At 70.4% G+C, this 19,762-nt stretch carries 26 protein-coding genes; 18 read left to right on the top strand and 8 right to left on the bottom strand.

Features of this window, described 5'->3' with window-relative positions; translation table 11 throughout:
* Nucleotides 1–140: 140 nt before the first annotated feature.
* From hisD to FHR82_RS32070, 4 genes are read left to right on the top strand one after another with little or no spacing between them, the layout of a single operon-like run.
* A complete protein-coding gene (gene hisD / locus FHR82_RS32085) occupies nucleotides 141–1,466 on the top strand; it encodes a histidinol dehydrogenase (protein ID WP_184814344.1) in 1,326 nt (441 codons plus the stop codon).
* The gene (locus FHR82_RS32080) at nucleotides 1,459–2,562 is read left to right on the top strand and encodes a histidinol-phosphate transaminase (RefSeq protein WP_184814343.1); all 1,104 of its coding nucleotides are present in this window, start codon (nucleotides 1,459–1,461) and stop codon (nucleotides 2,560–2,562) included. The genes hisD and FHR82_RS32080 overlap by 8 nt, the downstream gene beginning before the upstream one ends.
* Nucleotides 2,559–3,158 carry an imidazoleglycerol-phosphate dehydratase HisB gene (gene hisB / locus FHR82_RS32075; protein ID WP_184814342.1) on the top strand — a complete coding sequence of 200 codons (600 nt, stop codon included), beginning with the start codon at nucleotides 2,559–2,561 and terminating at the stop codon, nucleotides 3,156–3,158. Before FHR82_RS32080 ends, hisB begins: the two co-directional genes overlap by 4 nt.
* Before the next feature lie 43 nt (nucleotides 3,159–3,201).
* Nucleotides 3,202–3,363 (top strand): CG2302 family histidine operon protein, encoded by a 162-nt coding sequence (locus tag FHR82_RS32070; protein WP_184814341.1) that lies wholly within the window; start codon nucleotides 3,202–3,204, stop codon nucleotides 3,361–3,363.
* Here FHR82_RS32070 and FHR82_RS32065 read toward each other — a convergent pair.
* On the bottom strand, nucleotides 3,360–3,917 hold the full coding sequence (locus tag FHR82_RS32065) for a TetR/AcrR family transcriptional regulator (RefSeq protein ID WP_184814340.1): 558 nt from the start codon (nucleotides 3,915–3,917) through the stop codon (nucleotides 3,360–3,362). The two genes, FHR82_RS32070 and FHR82_RS32065, sit on opposite strands and share 4 nt — an antisense overlap.
* Nucleotides 3,918–3,947: 30 nt before the next feature.
* Between FHR82_RS32065 and FHR82_RS32060 the strand changes: the two genes are divergently transcribed.
* Nucleotides 3,948–4,367 carry a DnaJ family domain-containing protein gene (locus tag FHR82_RS32060; protein WP_184814339.1) on the top strand — a complete coding sequence of 140 codons (420 nt, stop codon included), beginning with the start codon at nucleotides 3,948–3,950 and terminating at the stop codon, nucleotides 4,365–4,367.
* Nucleotides 4,368–4,418: 51 nt separating this feature from the next.
* Here the strand turns inward: FHR82_RS32060 and soxR are convergent, their stop codons facing one another.
* On the bottom strand, nucleotides 4,419–4,880 hold the full coding sequence (gene soxR / locus FHR82_RS32055) for a redox-sensitive transcriptional activator SoxR (RefSeq protein ID WP_184814338.1): 462 nt from the start codon (nucleotides 4,878–4,880) through the stop codon (nucleotides 4,419–4,421).
* A 164-nt stretch (nucleotides 4,881–5,044) separates the two neighbouring features.
* Between soxR and FHR82_RS32050 the strand changes: the two genes are divergently transcribed.
* The 6 genes from FHR82_RS32050 (at nucleotide 5,045) to priA (ending at nucleotide 9,247) form a co-directional block, all read left to right on the top strand.
* Entirely contained in the window at nucleotides 5,045–5,635 is a 591-nt protein-coding gene (locus FHR82_RS32050) for a thiamine pyrophosphate-binding protein (protein ID WP_225944116.1), read from the top strand.
* Nucleotides 5,632–6,516, top strand: a complete 885-nt coding sequence (locus tag FHR82_RS32045; RefSeq protein WP_221464536.1) for a transketolase family protein — start codon at nucleotides 5,632–5,634, stop codon at nucleotides 6,514–6,516. Before FHR82_RS32050 ends, FHR82_RS32045 begins: the two co-directional genes overlap by 4 nt.
* Nucleotides 6,517–6,620: 104 nt before the next feature.
* Nucleotides 6,621–7,229 (top strand): LamG-like jellyroll fold domain-containing protein, encoded by a 609-nt coding sequence (locus FHR82_RS32040; protein WP_184814337.1) that lies wholly within the window; start codon nucleotides 6,621–6,623, stop codon nucleotides 7,227–7,229.
* Nucleotides 7,204–7,863 (top strand): fibronectin type III domain-containing protein, encoded by a 660-nt coding sequence (locus FHR82_RS32035; RefSeq protein WP_184814336.1) that lies wholly within the window; start codon nucleotides 7,204–7,206, stop codon nucleotides 7,861–7,863. The genes FHR82_RS32040 and FHR82_RS32035 overlap by 26 nt, the downstream gene beginning before the upstream one ends.
* A gap of 9 nt (nucleotides 7,864–7,872) precedes the next feature.
* Nucleotides 7,873–8,502, top strand: coding sequence for an imidazole glycerol phosphate synthase subunit HisH (hisH, locus tag FHR82_RS32030; RefSeq protein WP_184814335.1), 630 nt, complete (start codon nucleotides 7,873–7,875; stop codon nucleotides 8,500–8,502).
* A 13-nt stretch (nucleotides 8,503–8,515) separates the two neighbouring features.
* Nucleotides 8,516–9,247 carry a bifunctional 1-(5-phosphoribosyl)-5-((5-phosphoribosylamino)methylideneamino)imidazole-4-carboxamide isomerase/phosphoribosylanthranilate isomerase PriA gene (priA, locus tag FHR82_RS32025; protein WP_184814334.1) on the top strand — a complete coding sequence of 244 codons (732 nt, stop codon included), beginning with the start codon at nucleotides 8,516–8,518 and terminating at the stop codon, nucleotides 9,245–9,247.
* On the opposite strand, the gene FHR82_RS32020 is transcribed toward priA, so the two are convergent.
* From FHR82_RS32020 to FHR82_RS32000, 5 genes are read right to left on the bottom strand one after another with little or no spacing between them, the layout of a single operon-like run.
* On the bottom strand, nucleotides 9,234–9,611 hold the full coding sequence (locus FHR82_RS32020) for a PPOX class F420-dependent oxidoreductase (RefSeq protein WP_184814333.1): 378 nt from the start codon (nucleotides 9,609–9,611) through the stop codon (nucleotides 9,234–9,236). The genes priA and FHR82_RS32020 overlap by 14 nt on opposite strands.
* Before the next feature lie 36 nt (nucleotides 9,612–9,647).
* The gene (locus tag FHR82_RS32015; protein WP_184814332.1) at nucleotides 9,648–10,226 is read right to left on the bottom strand and encodes a Uma2 family endonuclease; all 579 of its coding nucleotides are present in this window, start codon (nucleotides 10,224–10,226) and stop codon (nucleotides 9,648–9,650) included.
* Between the two features lie 17 nt (nucleotides 10,227–10,243).
* Nucleotides 10,244–10,978 carry an ABC transporter permease gene (locus FHR82_RS32010; protein ID WP_184814331.1) on the bottom strand — a complete coding sequence of 245 codons (735 nt, stop codon included), beginning with the start codon at nucleotides 10,976–10,978 and terminating at the stop codon, nucleotides 10,244–10,246.
* Nucleotides 10,975–11,700: an ABC transporter ATP-binding protein gene (locus FHR82_RS32005; protein ID WP_184814330.1), complete on the bottom strand. Its 726-nt coding sequence runs from the start codon at nucleotides 11,698–11,700 to the stop codon at nucleotides 10,975–10,977. Before FHR82_RS32005 ends, FHR82_RS32010 begins: the two co-directional genes overlap by 4 nt.
* Nucleotides 11,701–11,757: 57 nt before the next feature.
* Nucleotides 11,758–12,324 carry a TetR/AcrR family transcriptional regulator gene (locus FHR82_RS32000; protein WP_184814329.1) on the bottom strand — a complete coding sequence of 189 codons (567 nt, stop codon included), beginning with the start codon at nucleotides 12,322–12,324 and terminating at the stop codon, nucleotides 11,758–11,760.
* A 42-nt stretch (nucleotides 12,325–12,366) separates the two neighbouring features.
* Here FHR82_RS32000 and hisF point away from each other — a divergent pair, with 42 nt between their 5' ends.
* Nucleotides 12,367–13,128 (top strand): imidazole glycerol phosphate synthase subunit HisF, encoded by a 762-nt coding sequence (gene hisF, locus FHR82_RS31995; protein ID WP_184814328.1) that lies wholly within the window; start codon nucleotides 12,367–12,369, stop codon nucleotides 13,126–13,128.
* A complete protein-coding gene (gene hisI, locus FHR82_RS31990; RefSeq protein ID WP_184814327.1) occupies nucleotides 13,125–13,463 on the top strand; it encodes a phosphoribosyl-AMP cyclohydrolase in 339 nt (112 codons plus the stop codon). The genes hisF and hisI overlap by 4 nt, the downstream gene beginning before the upstream one ends.
* A 439-nt stretch (nucleotides 13,464–13,902) precedes the next feature.
* On the opposite strand, the gene FHR82_RS31985 is transcribed toward hisI, so the two are convergent.
* Nucleotides 13,903–14,511 carry a TetR/AcrR family transcriptional regulator gene (locus tag FHR82_RS31985; protein ID WP_311771366.1) on the bottom strand — a complete coding sequence of 203 codons (609 nt, stop codon included), beginning with the start codon at nucleotides 14,509–14,511 and terminating at the stop codon, nucleotides 13,903–13,905.
* A gap of 196 nt (nucleotides 14,512–14,707) precedes the next feature.
* Here FHR82_RS31985 and FHR82_RS31980 point away from each other — a divergent pair, with 196 nt between their 5' ends.
* From FHR82_RS31980 to trpA, 5 genes are all read left to right on the top strand, one after another.
* Nucleotides 14,708–16,249, top strand: a complete 1,542-nt coding sequence (locus FHR82_RS31980; protein ID WP_184814325.1) for an anthranilate synthase component I — start codon at nucleotides 14,708–14,710, stop codon at nucleotides 16,247–16,249.
* Entirely contained in the window at nucleotides 16,242–16,769 is a 528-nt protein-coding gene (locus FHR82_RS31975; RefSeq protein ID WP_184814324.1) for a Trp biosynthesis-associated membrane protein, read from the top strand. The genes FHR82_RS31980 and FHR82_RS31975 overlap by 8 nt, the downstream gene beginning before the upstream one ends.
* Before the next feature lie 140 nt (nucleotides 16,770–16,909).
* Nucleotides 16,910–17,719 (top strand): indole-3-glycerol phosphate synthase TrpC, encoded by an 810-nt coding sequence (gene trpC / locus FHR82_RS31970; protein WP_184814323.1) that lies wholly within the window; start codon nucleotides 16,910–16,912, stop codon nucleotides 17,717–17,719.
* Nucleotides 17,698–18,948: a tryptophan synthase subunit beta gene (gene trpB, locus FHR82_RS31965; RefSeq protein ID WP_376706456.1), complete on the top strand. Its 1,251-nt coding sequence runs from the start codon at nucleotides 17,698–17,700 to the stop codon at nucleotides 18,946–18,948. Before trpC ends, trpB begins: the two co-directional genes overlap by 22 nt.
* A complete protein-coding gene (trpA, locus tag FHR82_RS31960; RefSeq protein WP_184814322.1) occupies nucleotides 18,945–19,739 on the top strand; it encodes a tryptophan synthase subunit alpha in 795 nt (264 codons plus the stop codon). Before trpB ends, trpA begins: the two co-directional genes overlap by 4 nt.
* Nucleotides 19,740–19,762 lie beyond the last annotated feature (23 nt).

Raw genomic sequence — 19,762 nt, 5'->3', positions numbered from 1 at the left:
CCGCACCGTGACAACCCGTCATTGGTCGGGAACGGTGCGTCGACATTGGATCAGCCGACGAAGGTAGTGGGCCGATCGGGTGCACCGGCGACCACTTAGGCTGGTGGGGTACAGACCCCGCATCAGGAGAGAGGAACCCGATGCTGAGCCGCACCGACCTGCGTGGTCGAGTCCCGTCCCCGGCCGAGCTGCGCACGCTCCTGCCGCGCGCCGAGGTGGACGTGGACGCGGTGCTGCATCAGGTCCGCCCCCTGGTCGACGACGTGCGTGACCGCGGTGTCGAGGCCGTGCTGGAGCTGTCCGAGCGCTTCGACGGCGTGCGGCCCAGGGCGGTCCGCGTCCCCGCGCGGGAACTGACCTCCGGCCTCGCGTACCTGCCCGCGGCCGTCCGCGAGGCGCTCGAGGAGACCATCGACCGCACCCGCCGCGTGCACGCCGACCAGGTCCGCACCGACGTGACCACGCAGGTCGTGCCGGGTGGCACCGTCACAGAACGCTGGGTGCCGGTCCGCCGCGTCGGCCTGTACGCGCCCGGCGGCCTCGCGGTCTACCCGTCGAGCGTCGTCATGAACGTGGTGCCCGCCCAGACCGCGGGCGTCGAGTCGCTGGTCGTGTGCTCACCGCCACAGGCCGAGTTCGGTGGTCTCCCGCACCCGACGGTCCTCGCGGCCGCCGAGCTGCTGGGCGTGACCGAGGTGTGGGCCGTCGGGGGAGCGCAGGCGGCCGCGCTGCTGGCCTACGGCGGCACCGACACCGACGGCACGCAGCTGGACCCGGTCGACATGATCACCGGCCCCGGCAACGTCTACCTGACCGCCGCGAAGCGCCTGCTCCGCGGCCTGATCGGGATCGACTCGGAGGCCGGGCCGACGGAGATCGCGATCCTCGCCGACGACACCGCCGACCCCGTGCACGTGGCCGCCGACCTGATCAGCCAGGCCGAGCACGACACGCTCGCCGCGAGCGTGCTGGTCACCTCGTCGCCCGAGCTGGCCGACGCGGTCGACGCCGAGCTGGCCCGCCAGGTCAAGACCACCAAGCACACCGACCGGATCACGACCGCCCTGCAGGGCCCGCAGTCCGGCTGCGTCCTGGTGTCCGATGTGGACGCCGGACTGTCCGTCGTGGACGCCTACGCCGCCGAGCACCTGGAGATCCAGACCGCCGACGCCGCCGCCGTCGCCGCCAGGGTGCGGGCCGCGGGGGCGATCTTCGTCGGTGCGCACAGCCCGGTCTCGCTCGGCGACTACTGCGCGGGTTCGAACCACGTGCTGCCCACCGGTGGCTGCGCGCGGCACTCGTCGGGCCTGTCGGTGCAGACGTTCCTGCGCGGCATCCACGTCGTCGACTACTCGGCCGACGCGCTGAAGTCGGTGGCGGACAAGGTGGTCGCGCTCGCGAACGCCGAGGACCTGCCCGCGCACGGCCAGGCGGTCACGGCCCGTTTCGGAGGCCGGGATGACTGACCCGATCGGGTCTTCCGTCCAGCTCGGAGACCTGCCGTTGCGTGCCGACCTGCGCGGCCGCAGCCCCTACGGCGCGCCGCAGCTGGACGTCGAGTTCCGGCTCAACACCAACGAGAACCCGTACCCGCCGCCGCCCGCGCTGGTCGCGGACGTGACGCAGGCGGTCGCCGAGGCGGCCGTGAACCTGCACCGGTACCCGGACCGCGACGCCGTCGCGCTGCGGACCGACCTCGCCGCCTACCTGTCCGCGTCGACCGGCGTCGCGCTGACGACCGCGAACCTGTGGGCCGCCAACGGTTCCAACGAGGTGCTGCAGCAGATCCTGCAGGCGTTTGGCGGCCCGGGGCGCACGGCGCTGGGCTTCGAGCCGTCGTACTCGATGCACCCGATCATCGCCGCGGGCACCCGCACGGAGTGGGCGCCGACCCCGCGCCGCGCGGACTTCACGCTGGACACGGCGGCGGCCACGCGGGTGCTGGCCGAACGCGCGCCGCACATCGCGTTCGTGACCAGCCCGAACAACCCGACCGGCGGCTCCATCCCGCTCGACGAACTGCGTGCGCTGGTCGAGGCGGCGCCGGGGCTCATCGTCGTGGACGAGGCGTACGCGGAGTTCTCGTCGCAGCCCAGCGCGGTCACGCTGCTGGCCGAGTACCCGGCGAAGCTGATCGTGTCCCGCACGATGAGCAAGGCGTTCGCGTTCGCGGGCGGCCGCCTCGGCTACCTCGCGGCCGCGCCCGCGATGGTCGACGCGCTGCTGCTGGTGCGGTTGCCGTACCACCTGTCAGTGGTCACGCAAGCCGCCGCGCGGGCCGCGCTGCGGCACGCGGACGCGACCCTGGCGTCGGTGCACAAGCTGGCGTCCGAACGCGACCGCGTGGTGGACGCCTTGCGCGGCCTGGGTTTCCAGGTCGTGCCGAGTGACGCCAACTTCGTCCTCTTCGGACAGTTCGACGACGCGCCCGCGACGTGGCAGGCGTACCTGGACCACGGGGTGCTCATCCGCGACGTGGGCATCCCCGGTCACCTGCGGGTGACCATCGGCACCCCGGCGGAGAACGACGCGTTCCTGGCCGCGAGCAAGGAGATCAGGTGAACCGGATCGGCCGCGTCGAGCGGACCACCAAGGAGTCGTCGGTGGTCGTGGAGATCGACCTCGACGGTGCGGGCAAGGTGGACGTGTCCACCGGCGTCCCGTTCTACGACCACATGCTGACCGCGTTCGGCGCGCACGGCATGTTCGACCTGACCGTCCAGGCCAAGGGCGACATCGAGATCGACGCCCACCACACCGTCGAGGACGTCGCCATCGTCCTGGGCGAGGCGATCGGCAAGGCGCTGGGCGACAAGCACGGCATCCGGCGCTTCGGCGACGCGTGGATCCCCATGGACGAGACCCTGGCCCACGCCGCGGTCGACGTGTCCGGTCGCCCGTACTGCGTCCTGACCGGCGAGCCGGAGATGATGACGGGTTTCGTGGTGGGCAACAACTACCCGACCGTGCTCAACCGGCACGTGTTCGAGTCGCTGGCCTTCCACGCGCGGATCGCACTGCACGTCCGGGTCATCCACGGCCGCGACCCGCACCACATCACCGAGGCGCAGTACAAGGCGGTGGCGAGGGCCCTGCGCGCGGCGTCGGAGTCCGACCCGCGCCAGCAGGGCATCCCCAGCACCAAGGGCACCCTCTAGCGCGCCGTCTCGGTGCACCACGCGTGAACTACGCTCCTGCGTTATGTCCAAGGAAGTCATCGTCATCGGCCTGATCGCGGTCGCCGGGTTCCTCGCCGGCGGCGTCTACTCGACGTACAAGACCGCGAAGGTCCTCGCGATGATCCTCGGCCTGTGCGCGGTGCTCGCGGTCGGCGGCGCGGTCGTCTGGCTGGTCTCCTCCTAGAGCACGCGGTCCAGCTCGGCGTGCAGCGCCCGCACCGCGTCGTCGGTGGCGAGGAATCCCGAGGTCAGGTAGGCGGCCAGCCCGGTGCACATCGCGAGCAGCGAGGTGGCGGTGAGGTCGGGTTCCGGCACCCCGAGTTCGTCGAGCAACCCGGACAGCACGGGTCGCAACTCGTCCGGCCCTGCGGCGTGCGGCTGCGCGGCGAGCGCCGGGTCGGTGAACGCGAGTGCCGCGTAGGCCGCGTGCACCCGGTACAGGTCGGTGCTCGCCTCGTCGGTGGGAAGCACCGACTCCAGCAAGGAACGCACCCGCGCCCGCGGTTCGGTGGGCAGGCCTGCGAACCGCTCGCTGATCAGGCCACGCACGTGCACCAGCCCACCGAGCAGGAGAGCCTCCTTGGTGGGGAAGTAGTACTGCACCAGGTTCACCGACACCCCGGCCTCGGCCGCCACCTCGCGAAACCCGCAGTGGTGCAGGCCCCGCACCCGCGCACAGCGCACCAGGGCAGCGGACATCTCCCGCTTGCGAACGTCGTGGTCGACACGTCTCGGCACCTGATCATCGTACCGCTGTACTATAAAACCATGACCGACAGGAAACCTCGCGGCATGTCGGCCGAGGACTGGGTCGAGCGCCAGATCCGCATGGCCCAGGAACGCGGCGAGATGGACAACCTCCCTGGCATGGGCAAGCCGCTCCCGAAACGCCAGGGCGGGGCGCTCGAGTGGGTGGCGCGGAAACTCCGCGAGGAGAACCACGACACGTCGGCGCTCCTGCCACCGTCCTTGGCGCTGCCGAAGGAAGTGGCGGCACTGCCGGCCCGCCTGGCCAAGCTCCGCACGGAACGGGAGGTCCGCGACCTGGTGGCGGACCTGAACAAACGCATCATGGACGTCCACCGCCGACCCCAGGTGGGCCCGCCGCTACGCCTGGGTCCGCTGGACGTGGAAGAGGTGGTCCGCGACTGGCGCGAGTTGTCCACAGGCCCGGGCCGCGCGGTCTAGAACTGTCGGTCCCCACGACTACGCTGGTGATCGGGGGGCCGACGGCCGCCCTCAGATCCCACCCTCGCTGGCAGCCTTCAACCGTGGTGCCCCCGGACCGTAAGCCGCCAGCAGGTCGTCCTTGTTGATCAGGTGGCAGGACTTCAGCGACAGGCACCCACATCCGATGCACGCCGTCAGCCGGTCCCGCAACCGCTGCATCGCGTCGATCCGCGCGTCCAGCTCACTCCGCCACACGTTCGACAGCCGCGCCCAGTCCGCCTTCGTCGGCGTGCGGCCCTCCGGCAGCGTGCCGAGCGCGTCGCGGATCTCCTCCAGGCTCAGCCCCACCCGCTGCGCGGTCCGGACGAACGCCAGCCGGCGCAGCACCGCCCGTGAGTATTTCCGCTGGTTGCCTGCGGTGCGCTCGGACGTGATGAGCCCCCGCTCTTCGTAGAACCGCAGCGCGGTGTGCGGCACACCGCTGCGCCGCGAGACCTCGCCGATCGTCAGGTGGTCGGGCAGTTTCGACACAAGATTCACACTACCGGGAACTCCACCTAGGTCGAGGTCGCCGGGCTTGACCTCCACCACGCTCGAAGTCGCATGCTCGTGTCATGACGACGACACTCGACCTCGCCGCCCTGTTCCGGCGGATGACCGGTGACGAGAAGCACGAATAGGCCGCTGCGTCCACTTTGGACGTTCTCTGGGTGCTCTACGACCGCGTGCTGAACGTCTCCCCGGACACTGCCGACGACCCCGGCCGCGACCGCTTCCTCCTCTCCAAGGGCCACGGTCCGATGGCGTTCTACGCCGTCCTCGCCGCCAAGGGCTTCCTCGACCCGGCCGTCCTCGACGGCTGGACCACCTTCGGTTCGCCGCTCGGCCAGCACCCCGACCGCGTGCTCGTGCCCGGCGTCGAGATCGGCAGCGGCTCGCTCGGCCACGGGCTCGGCCTCGGCGTCGGCACCGCGCTCGGTCTGCGTGCGCAGCACCGGACCACGCCGAGGGTGTTCGTCCTCGTCGGCGACGGTGAGCTGGACGAGGGCAGCAACCACGAGGCCATCGCGCTCGCGGGCCGCCTGTGCGTCCCCAACCTGACCGTCATCGCCGTCGACAACGGCTCCGCGAGCCACGGCTGGCCCGGCGGCATCGCGCGGCGGTTCGAGGTCGAGGGCTGGCACGCGACCACGGTGGACGGACGCGACCACGACCAGCTGTACGCGGCGCTCACCGCACGCCACGACAGCCCGAACGCCGTCGTGGCAACGATCCGGGAGGCATGACCCCGATGCGAGAGACCTTTGTGGACACCGTCAGCACCGCGCTCGACCACGACCCGCGCCTCGCGGTCGTCACCGCCGACATCTCCCGCGACGCGTTCGCGCCCGCCCATGCCCGGCACCCGCACCGCGTGCTCAACGTCGGCATCCGCGAGCAGGCCATGATCGGTGTCGCCGGGGGACTGGCGCTCACCGGCCTGCGCCCGGTCGTGCACAGCTACACGCCGTTCCTCGTCGAGCGCCCGTTCGAGCAGATCAAGCTCGACCTCGGCCACCAGGACGTCGGCGCCGTGCTCGTCAGCATCGGCGGCTCCTACGACGACCCGGTCTGGGGCCGCACCCACCAGGGGCCCGCCGATGTCGCGCTGCTCGACACCCTGCCGGGCTGGACCGTGCACGTGCCCGGCCACCCGGACGAGGTCGCCGCGCTCCTGCCCGCCGCGCTCGCCGGTGACGGCCGCGTCTACCTGCGGCTCTCCACCAGGCACAACGCGACCGCGCACCCCGCGACCGGCCGGTTCACCGTGGTGCGCGAGGGGCACCGCGGCACCGTGCTCGCCGTCGGCCCCACCCTCGGGAACGTCCTCGCCGCGACAGAGGGCCAGGACGTCACGGTCCTGTACGCCTCGACGGTCCGCCCGTTCGACCACCGCGGCCTGCGTGCCGCCGGGCACACCGACGTCGTGCTGGTCGAGCCGTACCTCGCGGGGACGTCCGCGCACGAGGTCGCGACCGCGTTCGACGACGTCGCCCACCGGCTCCGCGCCATCGGCGTGCGGCGGGACCGGGAGGTCCGCGCGTACGGCACCGCGACGGAACACGACGTCCTCCACGGCCTGGACGCGGCGGGAATCGCGAAGACCATTCGCGAATTCCTCCGATGAATCGCTGATCGCGCGTCATCATGGTCTAGACCAGGAAGCACTCTTCCCGTACCGTGGTCGAGTGACCACGGTTAGTTAACCTGCCTTCCTGATCGGGGTACACCATGAAGCGTCACCTACTGGCGAGCAGTGTCACCGCCGCCGTTGCCGCGCTCTCGCTCACGCTCGCCGCGGCCCCTGCGGCCGCCGCCGAGGTCGAGCCGGGCGGGTGGACCTCCTACTCGCCCGGCTTCTCCGTCCAGGAGCGCGGCTGCGGCGACGTCAACACCCTCACCTTCACGCTGACCTGCTCAACCGCGAGCGGCGACCAGCGCGCGGAGCGCCGCTACACCACCTACACCGGGGGCTCCCGGCAGTTCGAGGGCTACTTCCGGATCACGAGCCAGACCGGCACCAGGATCAGCCTCAAGCAGACGTTCCACGAGACCGGCAGCGGTCCGTTCTTCATGCTGGCCGTGGAGCGCGGCGGTCGTCTCTACGCCGTGCACGGCGGCACCACGCTCGCCACCGGCGCGACCGTCGGCACCACGGTTCGCGTCAACACCGTCCACGATGTCGGCGGCACACATCGGACCTATATCAATGGCTCGCTCAAGCACACCCAGTCGAGTGGCACGGGCGGCTTCTACGACAAGTTCGGCGCCTACCGCACCAACAGCGGCGCCGGGCCCATCTCGGTGGTGTGGAGTGGCATTCGCTTCTGGCGCAAGTAGGGCGGCGCTCTGCCTCGCGTTCGTCGCCGCGGGCTGCGCTCCCGCGGGAGCTGGCGACGGGAGCGACGCGGGCATCCGGTTGTCCGCGTCGCTCACCGGGGACGACGTCACCCTCACCTGGAAGGGGCATGGGGGTGACGTCACCGTCGAGTTCGCCACCGAACCCGGCGGCCCGTACACGATCCTGGGGTTCGTGCCCGAGGCCGTGGCCCGCTACGAACACCCGGACCTGATGCCGGCCACCACGTTCTACTACCGCGTCCGCCCGGTCGAAGGACCCACGTCCGATGTCGCGACCGCCGTCCCGGCCACGGACCGCGTCGAGGGTGAGGACTGGCTGGTCCCGCGGTCGGTGCCCGACGAGCGCGCGGCACCGAAACCGGCCGGCGCCCCGGCGAACCTGCTCGTCGAGTCCGTCGGCCCGGACGCACGGCGCCTGACCTGGACGGACAACGCGTCGGACGAGGAGGGCTACCTCATCGAGCGCCAGGTCGACGGTACTTTCGAGGTCGCGTTCGTGGTCGACGCGAACGTCAACCACGTCGGCCTGATCGGCGAGAGCGCCGACACCTATCGGGTACGGGCGTACCGCTTCGGGGAAACGTCCAACGTGGTCAGCGAGCGCACCCCGTAACCTGGAGGCGTGGCACGAGTCGTCGTACTGGACTACGGATCAGGCAACCTGAGATCGGCCGAGCGCGCACTGCGCCGGGTCGGGGCGGACGTCGAGGTGACCAGCGACCGCCATGCCGCACTGGAGTGCGACGGGCTGGTCGTACCCGGTGTCGGCGCGTTCGCGGCCTGCATGGCGGGCCTGCGCGCGGTCGCCGGTGAGCGCATCATCGGGCAGCGCCTCGCGGGTGGCCGGCCGGTGCTCGGCGTGTGCGTCGGCATGCAGATCCTGTTCGAGCAGGGCATCGAGCACGGCGTCCAGACCGAGGGTTGCGGCGAGTGGCCCGGCACGGTCGACCGGCTCGAGGCCGACATCGTGCCGCACATGGGCTGGAACACCGTGCGCGCACCGGCGGACTCGATGCTGTTCGACGGCCTCGACGCGGACACCCGGTTCTACTTCGTGCACTCGTATGCCGTGCGGAACTGGGAGCTGGTGGCGCAGTCGCCGATGCCGGGCCCGAAGGTCACGTGGGCGAACCACGGCAGCGACTTCGTGGCGGCCGCGGAGAACGGCCCGCTGTCGGCGACGCAGTTCCACCCGGAGAAGTCCGGCGACGCGGGTGCGCACCTGCTGACCAACTGGCTGAAGAACCTTTAGCTAGTCTCTCGGCGTGACGTTCACGCTCTTCCCGGCAGTCGATGTCCGCGACGGCAAGGCCGTCCGCCTGGTCCAGGGCCGCTCCGGCACCGAGACCGCCTACGGCGACCCGCTCGACGCGGCGAAGGCGTGGCAGGACGCGGGCGCCGAGTGGATCCACCTCGTGGACCTGGACGCGGCGTTCGGCACCGGCGACAACCGCGCGCGCCTGGCCGACATCGTGGCCCGGCTGGACGTGAAGGTGGAGCTGACCGGCGGCATCCGCGACGACGCGTCCCTGGCCGCGGCCCTGGGCACCGGCTGCGCGCGGGTGAACCTCGGCACCGTGGCCGTCACCAACCCGGCCTGGTGCGCGGAGGCCATCGCCACGCACGGCGAGAAGATCGCGGTGGGCCTGGACGTCCGCGCCGACGACGAGGGCGTCTGGCGCGTCAAGACCAAGGGCTGGACCGAGGACGGCGGCGACCTGTGGACCGTGCTGGCGCGCCTGGAGGCCGACGGCTGCGCCCGCTACGTGGTCACCGACGTGGGCCGGGACGGCATGCTGCAGGGCCCGAACACGGAGCTGCTCGCCGAGGTCTGCGACCGGGCGAAGGCGCCGGTGGTGGCGTCTGGCGGTGTGTCCAGCATCGCGGACCTGCGGGCGCTGGCTTCGTTGCCCGTCGAGGGCGCGATCATCGGAAAAGCGCTCTACACGGGTGCTTTCACCCTGGAAGAGGCGCTGGCGGCCGTCAGTCGAGTGTGATCGCGAGGCACACGGTCCCGTCGCGGCCGCGGAACACCTTGCTGGCCCCGATGACCATGCGCCCCGAGATGCCGTACTTCTTCCGCAGCACCCGCCGCCCGCGCTCGGTCCCGTCGGCGTCGAGGATCCGCGCGGTGCCCTTGACCGTCTCGCCACGTGGCTTGCCCCGCAGGTCACAGGCGGTGAGCTCCACGGTCGGGTTGTTCCGCACCCGCTTCACCTTGCCCGCGGTGATCTGCGTCCAGACGATCAGCTCGTCGCCGTCGCGGCCGACCCACACCGGCGTGGGCACCGGCGTCCCGTCCTTCCGGAACGTGGTGACCAGCAGGTAGGAACCGCGACCGAGCCGCTCGACATCAGACATACCGGAAACTCTACTTCCGGGTAACTGTGACGGCTCTCAGCGCAGAGTCTCCAGGTCAAGCACCAGTTCGACGGGGTCGTTGATGACGAGCTTGCCCTTGTCCAAGCCGACCAGGGCGTACGTCCGAGTCATCGGATCCAGCTGGTAGCGGAACACGTTGATCACCTGGTCGTCGTGCTCGACCCGCCAGAAGTGCTCGATCCCGGACGCGGCGTACTCAGTTGGTTTGTCCATGCGGTCTGCGGTCGTTGACCCCGGCGACATCACTTCGACAACGAGGAGGCAATGATCCGGTCGAAGGACTTCGTCACCCGGCAGCGAAGCGTCGAAGACGACGACATCCGGCCGCCGCAGGAGCAACGGCACATCTCGTAGCCGGAGATCGACATCGAAGTCCACCGCCAAGCCATTGGGATCAGCTGCTTCGAACGCGTTTTCAAGTGCGTTGGCAAGGCGCCGCGTGATCCTCTGATGCGCGCGGCTGGGGCTGGGGCTCACTTTCACGGTCCCGTCGAGGATCTCGATCTGGCGGCTGACTTCCTCTGGCAAGGCCTCGTAGTCGGCCACCGTTAAGCCTTCGCCTGAGCGGACCATCCAGTCGGGGAGCGCTGTCATGGCTCAAGAGTACTGGGTCATGGGGTCCGGCGGCGAAGCGTCGCGGCACCCAGGATCAGCGCCAGAACGCCGCTACCTGCGACGATCACCAGATCACGGGCGAACGTCCCGCCAAGTTCATTCGAACGAGTGACCGATTCAAGTGCCTCGACGGCATAGGATAGGGGCATCACGTTCGACAGCCATTCGAGCACCGGTGTCATCGTTTCGCGCGGTGCGAACAACCCGCAGAGGAGGATCTGGGGCATCACGATCAGCGGCATGAACTGCACTGCCTGGAACTCGGTGCGGGCGAACGCGCTCACGAACAACCCGAGTGCGGTGCCGAGCAACGCGTCGAGCATCGCGATCAGCAGGAGCAGCAACACCGAACCATCGATCTCCAGGCCCAGCCAGGTCAAGGAGATCGCGGTCGCCACGGCCACCTGGAGCACCGCGACCAACCCGAACGCGATGGCGTAGCCGAGCAGCAGGTCGAACTTGCCGATCGGCATCGTCATCAGGCGTTCCAGTGTCGCGCTCGTGCGCTCCCGGAGCGTGGTGATCGACGTGACGATGAACATGATCGCGAAGGGGAAGACGGCGAGCAGGGCCGGTGCGGCGGCGCTGAACGCCATCTCCGTGTTGAAGACGAACCGGAGGAGGATCAACAGGAGCGAGGGAACCAGGACCAGCATCGCGACCGTGCGGCGGTCGTGGCGCAGTTGCGTGAGGATGCGGCGCGCGGTGGCCAGCGCGAAGGTGACGTTCATGCGAGCGTCTCCTGCCTGCGGACGAGGCTGAGGAAGGCCTGCTCGAGGTCGTCGGCCCCGGTGCTCGTGCGGAGTGCCGCCGGGGTGTCGTCGGCGAGGATCCGGCCTTCGCGCATGAGCAGGAGCCTTCCGCAGCGTGCGGCTTCGTCCATCACATGGCTGGACACGAGCAGCGTCACGCCATCGGCGGCGAGCCGGTGGAACAGCAGCCACAGGTCCTCGCGCAGCACCGGGTCGAGACCCACCGTGGGTTCGTCGAGCACGAGTAGCTCCGGCTTGCCCAGCAGTGCGACGGCGAGGTTCGCGCGGGTGAGCTGCCCGCCGGACAGCTCACCCACGATGTGATCGGCGTGCGTGCCGAGGTTGACCTCGTCGATCACGCGGGTCACGTCGCCCGCGGGAGCCCGCAGGATCGACGCGAAGTAGCGCAGCGCCTCGCTGACCGTCAGGTCGGCGTAGACGGACGGGTTCTGCGTCGCGTAGCCGATCTTGTCGCGTAGCGGCGTGCTGCCTGCCGGGTGGCCGAGCACGGTGACCGTGCCGGACTCGACGATCTGCACGCCGACGATCGAGCGCATCAGGGTCGTCTTGCCGCAGCCGCTCGGGCCGAGCAGCCCGGTCACGGAACCGCGGGGTACTTCGAAACCGAGGTCGTGCAGGACCGTGTGCGTTCCCCGGCGTACGCGCAGGTCCTCGACGACCACGGCGCTGGAATTAGTCACGTGTTTAATTCTGCGCGCGTTGAGCGACGCCGTCAAGACGGGAGGAGCCGGTATCGGTCAAGGGGTGAAGTAGTGCTGCAACACGGGCGCGACGAGCTCGACGACCTCGTCGTCGGTGGCCGACGCGAGCGGCTCGACCTTGATCACGTAGCGCGCCATGGCCAGGCCGATGCCCTGCGCGGCGGCCCCGGTGATCCGCAGCGGCGGCAGGTCGAGTGCGGCCGACACCGGCCCGACGACGGTGTGCTCGAGGAACTGGCGCATGAGTGAGGCGATGTGCTCATTGCTCGAGACGGACCTGACCAGCGCGAGGAACGTCTGCCCGGACTCGGGTGCGGACCAGAGCCCGAGGAACAGGCGGATGACCCGCTCGCCGATCTGTTCGCGGGGACCCCGCAGGATGGCGTCGGCGATGGTGGACGGGGTCATCGGCAGGTTCAGCGCCGCCACGAACACCTGCTCCTTGGAGCGGAAGAAGTGGTGGACGAGCGCGGGGTTGACCCCTGCCTCGGTGGCGATGCCCCGGATCGTGGCACCGTTGTAGCCGTGCTGGCCGAACTGGTTGCGGGCGGCGGCGAGGATGTCGTCACGCGTCTGCGTCTGTCCGGGGCGGCGGCCTGCCACGTTGGCTCCTTCGCTGTCGGTGCTGGTCAGTATCCTCGTGGCATGGCAGTTGCGGTTCGGGTGATCCCGTGTCTCGATGTCGACGCCGGGCGCGTCGTCAAGGGCGTCAACTTCACGAACCTGGTCGACGCGGGCGACCCGGTGGAGCTGGCGCGCGCCTATGACGCGGAGGGCGCCGACGAGCTGACCTTCCTGGACGTCACGGCGTCCTCATCGGACCGCGAGACGACGTTCGACGTCGTGCGGCGCACCGCGGAGCAGGTGTTCATCCCGCTCACCGTCGGCGGCGGCGTCCGCGAGGTGTCCGATGTGGACCGCCTGCTGCGCGCGGGCGCCGACAAGGTGTCCATCAACACCGCCGCGATCCTCCGGCCGGAGCTGCTTTCCGAAGCGTCCCAACGCTTCGGCGCGCAGTGCGTGGTCCTGTCGGTGGACGCGCGCCGAGCGGAGGGCACGCCGTCCGGCTTCGAAGTGACGACCCACGGCGGCCGCAAGGGCACCGGCGTGGACGCGGTGGAATGGGCGGCCAGGGGGCAGGCTCTCGGCGTGGGGGAGATCCTGCTGAACTCCATGGACGCCGACGGCACCAAGGCGGGCTTCGACCTGGAACTGATCAAGAAGGTCCGCTCCGAGGTGGATGTTCCACTGATCGCCTCCGGCGGCGCCGGCGACGTGTCCCACTTCGCCCCCGCGGTCCACGCAGGCGCGGACGCGGTACTGGCCGCCAGTGTCTTCCACTTCGGACAACTGCACATAGGCGAGGTGAAAACTGCCCTGCGCGAAGCGGAAGTGGTAGTCCGATGACCACATTGGACCCCAAGATCGCGTCCCGCCTGAAGCGCAACCAGGACGGCCTGGTCTGCGCGGTGGCACAACGCCGGAGCACCGGCGAGGTGCTGATGGTGGCGTGGATGGACGACGAGGCGCTGGCCCTGACGCTGGAAACGAGGCAGGCGACGTACTTCTCCCGCAGCAGGAACAAGCTGTGGGTGAAGGGCGAGACCTCAGGCCACACCCAGCAGGTGCACGAGGTCCGCCTGGACTGCGACGGCGACACAGTGCTGCTCGTGGTGGACCAGGAAGGCGCGGCCTGCCACACCGGCGCGGCAACCTGCTTCGACGAGGACCGCCTGCTCTAGGCGGGTCGCGGAGGCGGCTAGTGCTGTGTCCACCAGCGTTTGCCGGGTCCTGCGGCGGGGTCCGGCCAAGCTGACGGTAATCGCCGTGCCGGGGTGGGCTGGATGCTGTGAAAGGCGCGTTCAGGACATCGCCGGTGCCGTGAAAGGCGCGTTCAGGACGTTGGGTGCCCTGAACGCGCCTTTCACAGCGTGGCCAACGCCGTGAAAGCGCCTTTCACGGCACAACGGGATGTCGTGAGGGTGCGGGAGACGCCGGGGGCGCCGGGGGGCGCGAGCCCCACACCACACCCCAGGCAGACCGACCCATGCCAAGCCACCGAAGATGCCAACCCAGGAAGGCCATCCCAGAGACCTGCCCCTCCGGCGAGGAGCCGCCGGAGGCAAACCCCGTCCGGCGAGAACAAACCACGAACCCGGCCAACGTAAGCGGACACGCCATCTAGGTGATGGAACCGGTGATGTAGCGCTGAAGAGTGGGCGCGATGGCCGCGGCGAGCGTGTCGATGTCGGCGGAAGCGAGCGGCTCGAACCGGGCGACGTACCGCACCAAGCCCAACCCCACGATCTGCGTGGCGAGGAGAGTCGCACGAAGATCCTGGTGATCGGGCGAGAACTTCCCGATGACCTGCTTGAAGACGAACTTGAAGAAGAAGTCCCGCAGCATCGCCGCGGCCTCGTCGTGGCTGGCGACACTGCGAATCAGCGCGGTGAACACCCCGCCCCCGCTGGCATCCCACCGGCTGAGGAACGTACGCACGATCGTGTCCCCGAGCAGGTCGGGCGGCGAGGCCACGAGAATCTCGACAACGTCCTGAGGGTTGAAGGGCAGCTTGAGAACGGCCTCGCCGAATAGCCCTTCCTTGCCCCCGAACCAGTGGTTGACCATGGCCGCGTCCACCCCGGCCCGTCCGGCGATGGCTCGTACGGTGGCCCCGTCGTACCCCTGCTCGATGAACACTTCGCGAGCAGCGTTCAGCAAGGCCTCCCGCGTGTCGGTCCCCCCGGGACGCCGCCCCCGCCGCCGAACGCCGGTCGTCTTGTCAGTCACACCCCCATGATGCGGCACACGGCAAATTTGTTCAACGATCGGTGAATTAACGACCGTGGCCGCCGGCCCCCGGAATCCAGCGTAACGAGCACCACCGACGGTCACGGCATTGAGCGAGAGGGCCTGTGGACAACTTCGGTGAGCAACCGAACGGGCCGGGCGGTCCACCTCCGTGGAGCCGGGCAGAATGGCCTGCATGGTCAGTGTGATCGAAGCCGCCGCTCCCGCCGCCGGCCTCGGGGTGGTCAGCCCCACCCGGGAGGAGTTCCACCTGCTCGCCGCCGACCGCCGGGTCATTCCCGTCGTCAGGCGGGTGCTGGCCGACGCCGAGACGCCGGTCGGGGTGTACCGGAAGCTGGCGGCCGGAAGGGCGGGCACCTTCCTCTTCGAATCGGCGGAGAACGGGCGGTCCTGGTCGCGCTGGTCTTTCGTGGGGGTGCGGAGCGCGGCAGCGCTGACCGAGCGTGACGGGGAGGCCGTGTGGACCGGCACGCCTCCGGTCGGGTTGCCCGACGGGGGTGACCCCATGGCGGCGCTGCGGGAGACCATCCAGCGGTTGCACACCGACCCGCTGCCCGGGCTGCCGCCACTGACCGGCGGCATGGTCGGGTTCATCGGCTACGACGCGGTCCGCAGACTGGAACGGCTGCCCGAACACACCGTCGACGACCTGCGGCTGCCTGAGCTGGTCATGCTGCTCGCCACCGACCTGGCCGCTCTGGACCACCACGAGGGCACCATCACCCTCATCTCCAACGCTGTGAACTGGGACGACAGCCCCGAGCGGGTGGACGCCGCCTACGACGCGGCGGTCGAAAGTCTCGATGAGATGACGCGCGGGCTGCAGACGCCCGCCCCGCCCACCGCCGCGGTGTACGAACGGCCGAAGCCCCAGTACGTCCGGCGGCGGTCGCAGGAGGAGCACACCGCCGCCGTGAACGTCGCGAAAGAGGCAATCCGGGCCGGGGAGGCCTTCCAGGTCGTCCTCTCGCAGCGGTTCGAGATGACCACCGACGCCGATCCGCTCGACGTCTACCGGGTGCTGCGGGCCACCAACCCGAGCCCCTACATGTACCTCCTTCGGCTGGACGGGTTCGACATCGTCGGGTCCAGCCCCGAGTCGTTGGTGACGGTGCGCGACGGGCAGGCGACCACGCACCCGATCGCGGGTACCCGGTGGCGTGGCGTGGACCCGGACGAGGACGCGCTGCTCGAGAAGGACCTGCTCGCCGACGAGAAGGAGCGGGCCGAGCACGTGATGCTGGTCGACCTCGGGCGCAACGACCTGGGACGGGTCTGCAAACCCGGCTCGGTGCACGTCGTGGACTTCTTCCGGGTCGAGCGGTACAGCCACGTCATGCACATCGTCTCCACCGTGACCGGACAGCTCGCGGACGGGAAGACGGCCTACGACGCCGTCGCGGCCTGCTTCCCCGCCGGCACGCTCTCCGGGGCGCCCAAACCGCGGGCGATGGAGCTGATCGAGGAACTGGAGCCGACCCGGCGCGGCCTGTACGGCGGTGTCGTTGGCTACCTCGACTTCGCCGGGGACGCCGACACCGCCATCGCCATCCGCACCGCGCTGATGCGGGACGGCACGGCCTACGTGCAGGCGGGCGGCGGGATCGTGGCCGACTCGAACCCGGTCGCCGAGGACGACGAGTGCGTCAACAAGGCGGGCGCGGTGCTGGCGGCCATCGCCACCGCGGGGACCATGCGTCCGGCAGCCGATGGCTAAGCGTCCACTGTGGATGATCCTGGTGCTGCTGCTCGGTGCCGCGGCCGCGTTGTGGGGCGCCGACGAACTCAGCTGGGTCCCCGAGAACCCCGATCCGCGGGAGGACCCGCGCGGTGGCGCCCTCCTGAACCCAGGCGTGCAGTTGGCGCCGGACGGGCCCAGCTTCACCGCCGTCGCGTTGCTCGCGCTCGCCTCGCTCGCCGGGGTGTTCGCGGTCAGCGGATGGATGCGCCGCCTGCTGGGCGCGATCATCGTGGTCGCCGGCGGCTGGGTGTGCTGGCAGACGATCAGCACCGGAGGCCCGTTCGACCTGCTCACCGGCCGTGGCCTCGCACTCCTCGGCGGGCTCCTGTTCCTCGCGGCGGGCGCGCTGATCGTCGTCAACGCCGCGGCACTGCCCACGATGGGCGCTCGTTACGAGCGCGCTAACGCCGAGCGACGTTCCGGCGATCCCGACAAGGACATGTGGGATGGCCTGTCGGAAGGTGAGGATCCGACGGCCGACGGGCCACGAACGTGAACCCGTGGAAGGTGCCGCGACGGCACAGGGTTAGCATCCCTTGAGCGGGAAGGGGCATGGCTGGTGACGGATAGCACGAGCGGTACATCGACCTCGGCCGCACCACAGCCGGGATCGACGAGCGTCGGCGAGTGTGGCCAGTGAGCGTCCTCGAATCGATCATCGAAGGCGTGCGGGCGGACCTCGCGGTCCGCGAGGCCGCGTTGCCCTTCGACGTCGTCAAGGAGCGCGCGGCCAAGGCAGCGCCGCCCAGGGACGCCGTGTCGGCGCTGCGCGCCTCGGACATCGGGGTCATCGCCGAGATCAAGCGCCGGAGCCCCTCCAAGGGCGACCTGGCGAACATTCCCGACCCGGCGACACTCGCCAAGGACTACGCCAACGCGGGTGCCCGCGTCATCAGCGTGCTCACCGAGCAGCGCCGCTTCGGCGGTTCGCTGGCCGACTTCGACGCGGTCCGCGCTGTCGTCGACGTCCCCTTGCTGCGCAAGGACTTCGTCGTCACGCCCTACCAGGTGCACGAGGCGCGCATGCACGGCGCCGACATCGTGCTGCTGATCGTCGCGGCGCTGGAGCAGAACGCGCTGGTGTCGCTGCTCGACCGGGTCGAGTCGCTCGGCATGACCGCGCTGGTCGAGGTGCACAACTCCGAGGAGTGCGACCGCGCGCTCGAGGCGGGCGCGTCGGTGGTCGGCATCAACGCCCGTGACCTGCACACCCTCGAGGTCGACCGCGAGGTGTTCGGCAGGCTCGCACCGGGCCTGCCCTTCGAGACCGTGAAGATCGCCGAGTCCGGCATCCGCGGCCCCGGCGACCTGATGACCCACGCCGGCGCAGGCGCCGACGCGGTGCTCGTCGGCGAGAGCCTGGTCGCGGCACCCGACCCCAAGGCGGCGCTGGTCCAGCTGGTGACGGCCGGGTCGCACCCCGCGTGCCCGAGGCCGAGCAGGTGACCGAGCAGGTGACCTCGGCGGACGAGCAGGAGCACGACCGGCACGACCCGGACGGGCGCGGCCACTTCGGCCCGTACGGCGGCCGGTTCCTGCCCGAGGCGCTCATCGCGGCGATGGACGAGCTGACCACCGTCTACGAGAAGGCGCGGCTCGACCCCGACTTCGTCGACGAGTTCAACCGGCTGCTCCGCGACTACGCGGGCCGTCCGTCGCTGCTCACCGAGGCGCCGCGGTTCGCGGAGCACGCCGGTGGCGCGCGGATCTTCCTCAAGCGCGAGGACCTCAACCACACCGGCTCACACAAGATCAACAATGTGCTGGGCCAGGCGTTGCTGACCAAGCGGATGGGCAAGAAGCGGGTCATCGCCGAGACCGGCGCGGGCCAGCACGGCGTGGCCACCGCCACCGCGTGCGCGCTCATGGGCCTCGAGTGCGTGGTCTACATGGGCGAGGTCGACACGCAGCGCCAGGCGCTGAACGTCGCGCGCATGCGGCTGCTCGGCGCCGAGGTGATCCCGGTGACCACCGGCTCCCGCACGCTCAAGGACGCCATCAACGAGGCGCTGCGGGACTGGGTCGCGAACGTCGACACCACGCACTACCTGCTCGGCACGGCCGCGGGCGGGCACCCGTTCCCGATGATGGTGCGCAACTTCCACAAGGTCATCGGCCAGGAGGCCCGCGCGCAGATCCTGGAGAAGGCGGGCAGGCTGCCGGACGCGGTCGCCGCGTGCGTCGGCGGCGGGTCCAACGCCATCGGCATCTTCCACGGCTTCATCGACGACGCGGACGTGCGCCTCGTCGGGTTCGAGCCGGGCGGTCACGGCATCGACTCCGGTGAGCACGGCGCCACGCTGTCCGAGGGCACGCCCGGCATGCTGCACGGCGCCAAGTCCTACCTGCTGCAGGACGAGGACGGCCAGACCATCGAGGCCTACTCGATCTCGGCGGGCCTGGACTACCCGGGCGTCGGCCCCGAGCACGCGTGGCTCAAGGACACCGGCCGCGCCGAGTACCGCTCGGTCACCGACGACGAGGCCATGGCCGCGTTCCAGCTGCTGTCGCGCACCGAGGGCATCATCCCGGCGATCGAGTCCGCGCACGCGCTCGCAGGCGCGCTGAAGCTGGGCCAGGAACTGGGACCGGACGGGCTCATCGTGGTGTGCCTGTCCGGGCGAGGGGACAAGGACATGGACACCGCCGCGTCGTACTTCGGCTTCACGTCATGACCAGCACCGTCACCGCCACGATCGAGGCCGCGAAGGCCGAGGGCCGGGCCGCGCTGCTCGGCTACCTGCCCGCCGGCTACCCGACCGTCCCCGGCTCGATCGACCTGCTCAAGGGCATGGTCGACGCGGGCTGCGACCTGCTCGAGATCGGCGTGCCGTACTCCGACCCGGTGATGGACGGCCCCACGATCCAGAAGGCCGCGAACGCGGCGCTGTCCGCCGGGTTCCGGCTCCGCGACGTGTTCACGGTCGTCGAGCAGGTGTCCGCCGCGGGCGGCAAGGCCGTGGTCATGACGTACTGGAACCCGGTGTTCCACTACGGCGTCGACCGGTTCTCCCGTGACCTCGCGGCCGCCGGTGGCCTCGGCATGATCACCCCGGACCTGGTGCCGGACCAGGCCGAGGACTGGCTCGCCGCCTCGGAGGCCCACGGCCTGGACCGGATCTTCCTCGTCGCGCCGTCCACCACCGAGGAGCGGATGGCGCTCACCACCGCCGCGAGCAGCGGGTTCCTGTACGCGGCCGCGGTCATGGGCGTCACCGGCGCCCGCGACGCCGTGGGTGCCGACGCGGCCGGGGTGGTCGCGCGGGCGCGGGCACACACGTCGCTGCCGATCGGTGTCGGCCTCGGCGTGCGGTCGGGGGAGCAGGCCGCGGAGGTGGCCGGCTTCGCGGACGCGGTCATCGTCGGCTCGGCGTTCGTGTCCAGTGCCGCGGCCGGTGTCGCCGCCGTGCGGGAACTGGCGGCGGAGCTGGCCGAGGGCGTGCGCCGCCCGCTCGTCACGAGCTAGTGTCCCGCGCCGGAAAATCAGGC

The organism is Actinophytocola algeriensis (assembly GCF_014203735.1).
Lineage (GTDB): Bacteria > Actinomycetota > Actinomycetes > Mycobacteriales > Pseudonocardiaceae > Actinophytocola > Actinophytocola algeriensis.
This window is presented reverse-complemented; position numbering and strand designations above follow the sequence as displayed.